The sequence below is a fragment of the Undibacterium sp. GrIS 1.2 genome, from assembly GCF_040544435.1.
In the GTDB taxonomy this organism is placed as follows: Bacteria; Pseudomonadota; Gammaproteobacteria; order Burkholderiales; family Burkholderiaceae_D; genus Undibacterium.
In genome coordinates, this window is record NZ_JBEONP010000003.1 from 154,744 (window position 1) to 165,359 (window position 10,616).

Genomic DNA, 10,616 nt, shown 5'->3' on the forward strand with positions numbered 1-10,616 from the left:
GTTTCCTCCAGTGACATCATCCTAGTTTGATCGCAAGGCCGATTCCAGCGATTTGGGATGAGTGGTCAGCTTTGAGGATGAATGGCGCGATTTGTTAGCAAACTCAGCCAACGGTCGCTGCCATCGACGTCGCTGATGACGCTGGCGAAATCGGTGACGGTACGGGCGGCACGTTCTAACAATTGGATATCAGCTTCGTGCTGACGGGCGACGTGAGGATCTTCTAAAAATAAAATACGCCGGATTTGTTTATCTAAAACCAGTTCGGCGATTTGTGCATCGCCACCCAATGGGCCGGATAAAAAGGGTTTGACCCAGTTTTCACCGGCTTCTTTGCCTTTGATTTTTTGCGCTAATTGATTCAGTAAGCCGCCTGTAGTGCCGGTGGCATAACGATAGCTAAACTGGTCTAACAAGGCGAAATGTTTTTCGGCCAAAGTCAGCATACGATTTTTCATCGCGTCATGGGCGATCAGAGCAATCCCTTCGCCGTCAAACTTAAAACTGGCATTAAGCGAGGTATCAATCGGTTTACCAGTAGCACAGGCTTCTAACTCCAGCCACTCCCGAGCCGCGGCCAGGGTCGCTAAAAAAGGTTTGCCTTGGATGACGCATTGACGTTTTAGCGCCAATGCTTCCGGAAAAATAGAGGATGGATCTACCGGATCAATCAGATAAATGACAGCGTCCACCGTACGTGCCGGATCACGATCAACCACGCGCGATACCAGCTTCATCAAACCGCCTTCACGTCCGTAGGGGAAGCGTTCGTATTGTGGGCAAGAGTCAATCAAACCATGCGTCAGGATGGCATCCAGAGTGCGGCCAACGACAATCATTTCTGGCTGGAGTTGGTGTAGCGCGGACCGTGCGCCGCGCAATAATTGCACCAAAGCGGAATCAGCGGCGTCTTGATGGCTGCGGTTAGCGATCAAGCCGATACGCATGGGTTTTGCTGAAGTGTTCAGGGTGTTGAATGTACTAAATGTACTCATGAAGTAGTCCGAGAAATACGTTTAATCTGGATGAAGAACTAGCTTGATTTAAATATACTCCCCATTATTTATTATGAAATAGCCGTATTGCCCAATAATATTATGGACGATTAAAAAATACATACCAGGAGTATATTTTAGTTCGTTTTTAAAATGACGCTGTGATCGACGGCAAAACCATAGACAAAAGCGATCGCCTACAAGCAGAATTACTTTTTAGTTTTACTTTTCTTTAGCGTGATGAAAATGATCTTGCCAGGACAATAGCTGTTCAGCTGGCATAGGCTTGGCGAAGAAATATCCTTGCACCTGATCGCAGCCCAGCGCCTCTAGTTCAGCCAGCGTTTCTGGTGTCTCTACTCCCTCAGCAACGACGGGCAGACCAAAGTTATGCGCTAGGTCAATGATGCTTTGTACGATCTGTTTGTCTTGTATGGAATTGCTCATGCCATGCACAAACATGCGATCAATTTTTAACTCATCAATGGGAAAGCGGCGCAAATACGCGAGCGAAGAATAGCCAGTGCCAAAGTCATCTATCGACAAATGGAAGCCGAGTTTTTTCAGCTCAAACAGCAAGTCGGTGCTGTGTTCAATATCATGAATAAATGCGCTCTCGGTAATCTCTAAACCAATCGCAGAGGCAGGCACATCCCAGACACTTAATACGCGCTGCAAAATTTGTGGCAACTGCTCCAGCTCAAGCAGACGTGTGGATAAATTCACCCAAATTAAAATCTCATGGCCGGCGGCTTTCCAATTACAGTACTCACGCATGACCGTATTTAATACCTGCAAGGTCAGTGCTTCTATCATGCCGTTGCGCTCTGCCGCATCAATCAAAATATTAGTGGGAACACTACGGGGATGATCGTAAGGCCAACGCACTAAAGCCTCGATAGACACCATGCGGCGAGTGACTAAATCGACCTTAGGCTGGTACACCACCATTAAGCTGTTAGCGTTCAACACTTCGCCTAGTATTTTAGGCAAGTCGGCAGCGATGACATCATTGTTATCTTCCGTCGCCGCCATCAAAAATTTGAGATTGGCCGCGTGCGCATGTTTTTGTGCATTGTCTGCTGTACGCAGCAAAGCCAGCGCAGAGAGGGTGTGCATGGGTGCGCAGGCAATACCAATGCTGGGCATCAAAAATACGGTGTGCTCATTAACCCGCAATGGAGTACTGAGTTCACCTAACAAACGATGCACCGCAAGGATGGCGAGCGCTTCGGATGAAAGTTGCGGCAGAATAAACCAGCATTCGTTTTCATTGACGAAGACGAATTTATCTTTGCTACGTAAAACCGGATGTACACGAACCAGAAATTGGCGCTTTACCTCATCCGCGTATTCATCCAGTAGCAGCGCAGCAATCCGCTCTGAACGTTGTAGCGACATGACTAAGACAGCGACCGAAGAGGTCTCGCTAGCGGAGGCGATCACCGTTTGCAATTCTGAGAAGAAGGCACCGACCGACAGCAACTCCGATGAAGATGGAGACTGGGGTTGAGGCTGCGGTTGAGATGAGACTGGTGGTGTAACAGCTGGCGGCAACATGGATGTACTCTAAAAATTGGGGGCAAACTACTGATGAACTGTCAATATGCTGCCCATCTACGACCTTTAAACTCATGCTAAGACGACGACTATCTTATGACGTTCTTCGTCTCACCCCTGATAAAAATCTCTGCAAGCCAGACCATACGCACCGTCTGGCAAACCGCGCAAGATCTTCATTCTCTCATTTTCTTCCGTATATTCTTGTAACATCAAATCGAGTAAGTTTGGTTTTGCCAACAAACTTTTATCAGCAGCCGTAAGTAGCAACACTTTTGGCTCTAGTCTGCGAATTTTATTATGCTCCAGCACAATCCCGACCTCACCTGTCGATAGTTCTATCATGCTGCCGACCGGAAAAATCCCCACAGCCTGAACAAACTCCTCAACTAACGGTGCATGTAATTGCACTCCCGCCTGTTTGAATAATTCTTTCATTGCATCAAAAGACGAGCGGGTAATGTCGTAAGGACGTGAGGAAGTCATTGCGGCAAAACTATCTGCAATCGCGGCCATACGCCCAAAAATACTGATCCCGCCACCAGACAAGCCATATGGATAACCGCTGCCGTCCAGACGTTCATGATGCTCGCTGATCCCTAGCATGACGTTAGGTGTTAGCGGTTCTTTGCTGACAAGGATATCAATACTGGCGGCAACGTGAGTACGCATTAATATGTTTTCATCGTCGGATAATTTGTCTGGTTTTTTCAACAAAGTATCGGGTAATTCCAGCTTGCCGATATCAAGCAATAAGCCAATCAAACCTAGCTCGGTTAACTGCTGGCGAGAAAACCCTAAATGACGACCCAGCGTCATCATATAGATAGCGACTTTTAAACTGTGTGTGTAGGTGCTGGTATCTTCTGCATGCATGCGCACCAGCCACATCAATGCAGATGGATTAGCAATCACGCTTTCGCTCAATAACTGCACCGTAGGCTGAATCTCTTCTAACGCAATGCTGTGATCGTTTTGGATATCGGAGGATAATTTTTTTAATACATCGTCAGCTTGCCTGATACCAGAGCGAGCATAACTAAGTTCCTCCTGAATCGGTATTTCACTCTGATACACAACCAGCGGAATTGAGCTTGGCAAATAATCGCGTTTGCGTTTGCGCGCGGGTAATTTACGAAAATTTTTACCGCGCTCATGGGTTTTATTCTGCTGTTGCTGCAAACGCCAGTTTTGCCAGCGTTCAAGCCAGCTCAGCGGAGCAAAGACGACGTCACGCGGATATAAATTAGCGATTAACTGGGTAAACTGGGGAGTTGAACTTGGGGTTAATTTGCTAGTCCGATCAGCCCGTCCGTTTGAGGTATTTTTACCACCTGATTTTTGTGAATTACTACGCTCTTTGGAGGCATAGCGTAAGTAGTATGGCTTCGGTTGCTTGCTGCTGCCCGACCGTTTTTTGGAGCCACCTCTTACGCTGATAGACTTATCAGGACGTTTGAATATCGCATCCAGCCAACTCCAGAAAGATTCCAACATACCAGGAGACTCAGAAAGGTCATTTTTGCTGTCTGATGCACTGTTTGTTTTTACGTTCGATTTGCCCGCACTATTGCTTGCGGCGGCTTTATCACCTGCAATTAATTTGGCAGCGTCGGATTGTGTTGGCAACTCATGCAGGCTATCCCAAGGCAAATGCAATAGAGATGAGGGACTACTGCGTCTGGGATCGATCACGACCTCACGTACCAGTGATTGCAGTGTCGTTAAATCCAGCATTTCTGTGAGCAAAAAACCTTGCAACATGAAAGGTGAATTGACCCAAGGCCGATCTAACTCAGAGATAAACATCCCTAAACGCAGATCGTCAATACTGACTCGCAGTGACTGGCTTAATTTTTTTTGCTGTTGGGTCACGAAACAGTATTGAGCTAAGTAAGTAGAGTAAATTAAATAAGATTTTATTAAGCCCATCGAAGATGTGAACTTCTTTTTGCCCATCATAGCGGGACTTAGTTAAAAAAACTACCGTTGCAAGGTGTAAATAAAAATCCCACAACAAAGTGGGATTTTATTCACAAAAAAAACCTGTTTTAGCCTAAAAAGAGACGCTTTATCTATTTATAAATCACCCAGCCTAAGTCGATGTCAATAATCACATCAGTCCTAGCGCGGTTAATAATTACTCATCCATCGCAGGCAATATCTGCACCTGCAAGGCGCTGGCTTCTACTTTTGTATGATAAATATTATGGGTGGCTTTGATAAAGTCACTATCTTTCGCTTCAAAAATATTCGGTACATACGTCTGCGGATTACGATCTACAAACGGGAACCAGCTTGACTGTACTTGCACCATGATGCGATGACCGCGCTGGAAAGTATGGAGCACGTCATTAATACCAAATTTTACTTTGGTGACCTCATTTGGCACAAACGGTTTGGGACTGGAAAAACCATCCCGGAAGCGCGCCCGGAATGGTTCGCCCCGCACCAGAGTTTGTTGCCCGCCACGATTAATATCGCCCTCTGCTGTCGGCATCTCAGCGGGATTGACATCAATCAGCTTGACCACAAAATCAGCATCGGTACCGGTGGTACTGACAAACAAATCTGCCGTCAATGGTCCGGCAATCGTGACATCACGTTCCAGCACATCAGTCTGATACGTCACCACGTCTGGACGACGGGAGGCAAAACGCTGATCCGCCGCCACATATTGATTGCTCCAATTGGTAGAAATCTCGGTGGTATAAGGCACTGGTTTGGCGGGATCACTGACGTACTCATCAAACTTGGTGTTAGTACTGCTGCTGGCGTTTGAAGTTGATGTAGAGCTAGAAGCGGACATCGCCTCGTCAGCAGGTGCTTTAAAACTGAGCTTGCCGTTGGATTGGAAATACAGCGACTTGCTTTCTGTATTTTTAGGTGGCCATGCGTCAAAACTACGCCAGCGGTTGGCACCGGTTTCAAACATCCATGCTTCGGACAAATTAGGCTTGTCGCCACCCTTTAAATGGTATTTAAAAAAAGCGAATTCAACCGGCTGATAACTCAGCGCGGTCTTAAAACCAAAGTTAGCGTCACCCACTTTATCGCCATCACCGCGGGTCCAGCCGCCATGTGTCCATGGACCAATCACGATGCTATTACTGATGCCGGGATTTTGTTTTTCGATGGCTTTATAGGTTTGTAAGGGACCATATAAATCCTCGGTGTCGTACCAGCCACCGACCGTCAGTACCGCAGCTTTAATATTTTTTAAATGCGGTAATAAATTACGGTTTTGCCAGTAGGCATCGTAATTAGGGTGTTGAATAATCTCATTCCAATATGGGATTTCGTTTTTAAAATATTTAGGATTAGCGTTGGACAGCGCACCTAAGTCGATAAAAAACTGGTAGCCGTCTGGGGTGCCATAAGGGAATGGTCTGGACTTATTCAGGTCTGTTGGCACAGGCCGTGGTTTGCCAAAACCACTAAAAAATCCAAATGCCATCTGTAAGTTGAAAGCGCCGTTACGATGCATATCATCGCCACGGAACCAGTCTGCAATCGGTGCTTGTGGTGATACTGCTTTTAAGGCCGGGTGCGAGTCAATCGCACCTGCCGAGGTATAAAAACCCGGGTAAGAAATACCCCATTGACCAACCTTGCCATTGTTGTTGGGGATGTGTTTGATCAGCCAGTCAATGCTGTCATATGTGTCGGTGCTCTCATCAAAATCGGTCTTGGTTTTATTCTCTATGTGTGGCCGCATATTGACATAGTCGCCTTCTGACATCGTGCTGCCACGCACGTCCTGGAACACAAAAATAAAACCTTCTTTTTCATATTCTGCTGTGGAGCCTAGGGCTTTTTTATAATTCTCACTGCCATATGGCGCAACTGAATACGGCGTACGTTGCATCAACATAGGATAGCGCTTGCTGCTGCTGGCATCGTTGGGAATATATACCGCAGTAAACAGCCGTTTGCCATCACGCATAGGGATGCGATATTCAAATTTGCTATAGTTTTTTCGGATGTAATCGCTACGCTGCTTTAGCTGTTCTGCTTTGGTCTGCTCAGCCTTATTGTCAGCTCTGTTATCGGCGTCACCAGGCGCTTGTTCGTTTGTATTTGATGCGTAACTACTGGCGTTGGCGGTAGTTGCATAACTGCTGATATGCGCAGTGCCGATAGTCACAACAGCGCCTATCACAGCGCTCCTCATCAAAAGCGATACCAATGGTGATTTGCTCATAGTCTTTTCTTTATTGTGAGTTTTGAGAACAGTTCAGGCAGACTGAATGGACAAGCTGAACAACCACAAGTTCCCGTGTGCCAAACCAATTGCAGCATAGTGTTGTTGAATAGTGCGGAGTCAGAATCGGGATGTGCAACCTACAGCTTGTCAGGATCAAAGTCCGGCAATCCTGGCTCGATCTGACTCAGACTATCCGTCCCTTTTGCCTGGGCTAACACCAAAGCCTGGCGTGCCCGTTCTAACATTACTTCGGCGCTGTCGCCTTGTGCATTGGTCGTAAGCCCTGTGCAAAACGTGATGTTGAGATCAGGCGCAATGCTGTTCCAGTCTACCGCTGCATAGGTTTTTTTTAAGCGGGTAATCGCTTTAACGCTTTGGTCTATCCAGGTGGTTGGCATGACGATCGCAAATTCATCTGCATTAGTACGACCAAAAGAATCCAGCGTGCGCAATAGTAACTGCGCCTCATCCGTTAATTTTCGCAATACCTGGACGGCGACACTACGACCTTGTTGGTCCATGATTGCTTGAAAATTATCCAGCTTGATCAGCGCTACGGTAAAAGTGTGGCCGGTACGATGCGATCTCGCCAGCTCGTCATTTAGGCGGTCAACCAGGGCTGAGCGTTTTAAGGCCCCCGTCAACGGGTCGTGCCGGGTCATGCGCTCCAGATGCGACAAAACGGTTTCCAGCACGGGCAACACATCTTCTGTTTCGGCACCGGTTTTCAGGCTATGGATCGCCTGGGACAATTTAAGTTGGGCATTGCGGTCGTTGGGGTTGTCAATAGCCATTGGCATTCCTGATCTTTACATCTAATTTGGTTTGATGATGTATTTGATTACATGAGTCAGACGATAATAACCTCACTCTACCATTTTGATATTTTCTGTCAGTAATTTTCTATGTCTGCTTTGCCTCTTTTTAATTTTCCGGCCTCGCCCTGTCAGCGACTGGAAAGCCGCTTCGTCGCCGATCTGGAGGTGTGGATAAAGCGCGATGATTTGCTACATCAGCAAGTCTCAGGCAATAAATTCCGTAAATTGAAGTATCCGCTACAAGCTTTAGCGGGGCGTTCGCCTTGCCTGGTAACGATGGGTGGCCCTTGGTCCAACCATCTGCACGCGACTGCCTACGCTGCTGCGTTGTTGGGCTGGCGTACGATTGGTTTAGTCCGTGGCGCCCCAGAAGTGCAGTCGGCAACGCTAGATGATTGTCGCCAACTGGGTATGCACATCGTCTCCGTGACGAGAGAGGAATATCGCCAGTTGCGCCAGCCAGACGATCGCTGGCGTCAGCATTTGCCAGCGCCATATTTTGCTGGGGCAGATTATGTCTGGCTGCCAGAAGGCGGCAGTAGCGCGGCAGCTTTGCATGGCGTAGCAGAATTGGTAGACGAGGCCATTGACCAGATCAGATTCATCCCGGACAGCATCGTACTCGCTTGCGTCGCGGGTGCAGCCATGTCCAGATATCTTGGCAAGATTGCGCGTGCCAATCCTACTATTATTTCTAGTTGTGGATATTTTACATACCGAGTTATACGCGTCTGTAAAATTTCTCTCGGTCACCATTGAAACGGAGAGAATTTGCAGGTGGGACAATATAAGGATATTTTTTTCCCATTCCTCATTAACAAAGAGCCAGACCGGAATTGATTCACGGTCCATTCAGCGGAGCTACCATCGGAGAAAAGTATTTCTCCACTTGCGTAACATGGCGACCAATCGAGAGTATGGTGAAGGTCATCTTCCCTGATTATTTTTGCCTGGCTCCAGTATTGCCGCAGTCTGGCCTGGCTTAGCAAGAAGTTATCGCAAACGACAGCGTTATCTTGCTCAACGGGTGATTTAGCAGCATTTTTTAGGATGCTTATTTTGCTAACTCTCCCCAATTTCAACGGACATAATGCTGGTTCAAACTCAGATCCTTTGGTGCATTGACCCGCTGCAGCGACAGGTTCTGTCGTAACATATGCAACGAAGAAAACAACAATCAAAAGTACACGTATTACCATTTGGCTGTGCTCGCTTCAGTTGGGTTTTTTCTAGAAACATCGGGATGTCTAAAAATTTCGCTGGTCTGTATTTCTAAAAGGGCGCTCAACTCACTCACTAACCATTGTAAAGAAGTATTTTGATCTTTATTTACTGTTCTATAGACTTGATTTTGCTCGTTTACTTTACCTCCCGCCGGAGACGTTGCCTCACCGACTATCTCTATCCCTATGCTGTCTTGGTTTGATGGAAACCTATTAGGAAAATCCTTTGCCATTTCACGTTTGTTTTCACCGCTTGGACTAAAATGTTGTAGCTGTTTCAACTCAATAGGTGTGCAGCGCTTTTCCCATATGCATCGTGATTTTAATTTTCCGACGTGCCAAGTTTGTTGATAAATTGACGCGGTTTGATAAATGCGTCCATCAATATCGATCAAAAAATGTGCGCCATTTGCAGAGGGGTTTTTATAGCTATCGATTGACGATTGCGCTGTAGCGCCACCAGTCTGATGCACAATGATGCCGTTTATCGTCTTTAATTTCCCTCGCTCAATACTTTTACTTCTGGCTTTTGTGACGCGACGATCAACAACCATGCCATCTAAATCAATCAATAAATGCATTTCTCACCTCTTTGAGGATAATGAATTTGACTAAGCAAACCTGCCGTTTATCGAGCGTAAAGCAAACGACAAATAAGTCAATTAAAAATATAGCAATAAAGATAATTATGTCATTTATACTGGTTCGAGTTATATATATCTGAATCACCACTCTGCAATTTTCTATGTCTGCTTTGCCTCTTTTTAATTTTCCGGTCTCGCCCTGTCAGCGACTGGAAAGCCGCTTCTTCGCCGGTCTGGAGGTGTGGATAAAGCGCGATGATTTGCTACATCAGCAAGTCTCAGGCAATAAATTCCGTAAATTGAAGTATCCGCTACAAGCTTTAGCGGGGCGTTCGCCTTGCCTGGTAACGATGGGTGGCCCTTGGTCCAACCATCTGCACGCGACTGCCCACGCCGCTGCGTTGTTGGGCTGGCGTGCGATTGGTTTAGTCCGTGGTGCCCCTGAGGTGCAGTCGGCAACGCTAGATGATTGTCGCCAACTGGGTATGCACATCGTCTGCGTGACGAGAGAGGAATATCGCCAGTTGCGCCAGCCAGACGATCGCTGGCGTCAGCATTTGCCAGCGCCATATTTTGCCGGGGCAGATTATGTCTGGCTGCCAGAAGGCGGCAGTAGCGCGGCAGCTTTGCATGGCGTAGCAGAATTGGTGGACGAGGCCATTGACCAGATCAGATTCATCCCGGACAGCATCGTACTCGCCTGCGGTACAGGCGCAACCCTGGCGGGCGTATTGGCAGGGTTGCGCGGACGCAGTCAGGCTGTGGGGATTGCGGTTTTAAAGAACGCCGACTACCTGTATGCCGATATCTCTCGCCTTCTACAACAGGCAAGCTATCCGGCCCACACCAATTACCAATTACTTACCGATTACCATCAAGGCGGCTACGGCAAAGCACCGCCAGCGCTGCGCCAGTTTTGTAGCGAATTTTCGCAAGAAACCGGCATCGCTATCGAACCGGTTTACACCGGAAAAGTATTTTACGCGCTGATGCAAATGGCACAGTCAGGTGAGTGGCGAGGCGGTCGCCGGGTCTTGGTATTGCATACAGGCGGCTTGCAAGGCGCCCGTGGTTTTGCGTAAGTCCTGCAAGTTGTATTTTTATATACTAGATAGGTGTATGAGTTAAAAAATGGGCGGATTCAAGTACGAAGAGCAACATTGAATAAAAAGTCAAAGGGTCAGATGCGATAGCATTCTGCCTTTTGACCAGCCAGTCGAAAGTTGCCG

At 47.2% G+C, this 10,616-nt stretch carries 8 protein-coding genes; 2 read left to right on the forward strand and 6 right to left on the reverse strand.

Annotation, left to right across the window (positions count from 1 at the left end):
• Positions 1-65: 65 nt before the first annotated feature.
• From AAKU61_RS02450 to AAKU61_RS02470, 5 genes are all read right to left on the reverse strand, one after another.
• A complete protein-coding gene (locus AAKU61_RS02450) occupies positions 66-995 on the reverse strand; it encodes a methylglyoxal synthase (protein WP_503012568.1) in 930 nt (309 codons plus the stop codon).
• A gap of 222 nt (positions 996-1,217) precedes the next feature.
• Positions 1,218-2,555: a bifunctional diguanylate cyclase/phosphodiesterase gene (locus AAKU61_RS02455; protein WP_354329343.1), complete on the reverse strand. Its 1,338-nt coding sequence runs from the start codon at positions 2,553-2,555 to the stop codon at positions 1,218-1,220.
• 111 nt (positions 2,556-2,666) lie between these two features.
• Complete coding sequence (locus AAKU61_RS02460; RefSeq protein WP_354329345.1) at positions 2,667-4,430, reverse strand: cyclic di-GMP phosphodiesterase; 1,764 nt, start codon at positions 4,428-4,430, stop codon at positions 2,667-2,669.
• A gap of 265 nt (positions 4,431-4,695) precedes the next feature.
• Positions 4,696-6,759, reverse strand: coding sequence for a CocE/NonD family hydrolase (locus AAKU61_RS02465; protein ID WP_354329347.1), 2,064 nt, complete (start codon positions 6,757-6,759; stop codon positions 4,696-4,698).
• A gap of 140 nt (positions 6,760-6,899) precedes the next feature.
• A complete protein-coding gene (locus AAKU61_RS02470) occupies positions 6,900-7,556 on the reverse strand; it encodes a GGDEF domain-containing protein (protein ID WP_354329349.1) in 657 nt (218 codons plus the stop codon).
• A 111-nt stretch (positions 7,557-7,667) separates the two neighbouring features.
• Here AAKU61_RS02470 and AAKU61_RS02475 point away from each other — a divergent pair, with 111 nt between their 5' ends.
• Positions 7,668-8,339 (forward strand): 1-aminocyclopropane-1-carboxylate deaminase/D-cysteine desulfhydrase, encoded by a 672-nt coding sequence (locus tag AAKU61_RS02475; protein ID WP_354329350.1) that lies wholly within the window; start codon positions 7,668-7,670, stop codon positions 8,337-8,339.
• A 433-nt stretch (positions 8,340-8,772) separates the two neighbouring features.
• Here AAKU61_RS02475 and AAKU61_RS02480 read toward each other — a convergent pair whose 3' ends face one another.
• On the reverse strand, positions 8,773-9,384 hold the full coding sequence (locus AAKU61_RS02480) for a peptidoglycan recognition protein family protein (RefSeq protein ID WP_354329352.1): 612 nt from the start codon (positions 9,382-9,384) through the stop codon (positions 8,773-8,775).
• 164 nt (positions 9,385-9,548) lie between these two features.
• Between AAKU61_RS02480 and AAKU61_RS02485 the strand changes: the two genes are divergently transcribed.
• Positions 9,549-10,469, forward strand: coding sequence for a 1-aminocyclopropane-1-carboxylate deaminase/D-cysteine desulfhydrase (locus AAKU61_RS02485; RefSeq protein WP_354329354.1), 921 nt, complete (start codon positions 9,549-9,551; stop codon positions 10,467-10,469).
• The last annotated feature ends 147 nt before the right edge of the window (positions 10,470-10,616 follow it).

Coding starts and splice junctions, on each gene's coding strand:
- AAKU61_RS02480 (WP_354329352.1), bottom strand. CDS start 9,384: ATGCATTTATTGATTGATTTAGATGGCATGGTTGTTGATCGTCGCGTC.
- AAKU61_RS02475 (WP_354329350.1), top strand. CDS start 7,668: ATGTCTGCTTTGCCTCTTTTTAATTTTCCGGCCTCGCCCTGTCAGCGA.
- AAKU61_RS02470 (WP_354329349.1), bottom strand. CDS start 7,556: ATGGCTATTGACAACCCCAACGACCGCAATGCCCAACTTAAATTGTCC.
- AAKU61_RS02455 (WP_354329343.1), bottom strand. CDS start 2,555: ATGTTGCCGCCAGCTGTTACACCACCAGTCTCATCTCAACCGCAGCCT.
- AAKU61_RS02450 (WP_503012568.1), bottom strand. CDS start 995: ATGAGTACATTTAGTACATTCAACACCCTGAACACTTCAGCAAAACCC.
- AAKU61_RS02465 (WP_354329347.1), bottom strand. CDS start 6,759: ATGAGCAAATCACCATTGGTATCGCTTTTGATGAGGAGCGCTGTGATA.
- AAKU61_RS02485 (WP_354329354.1), top strand. CDS start 9,549: ATGTCTGCTTTGCCTCTTTTTAATTTTCCGGTCTCGCCCTGTCAGCGA.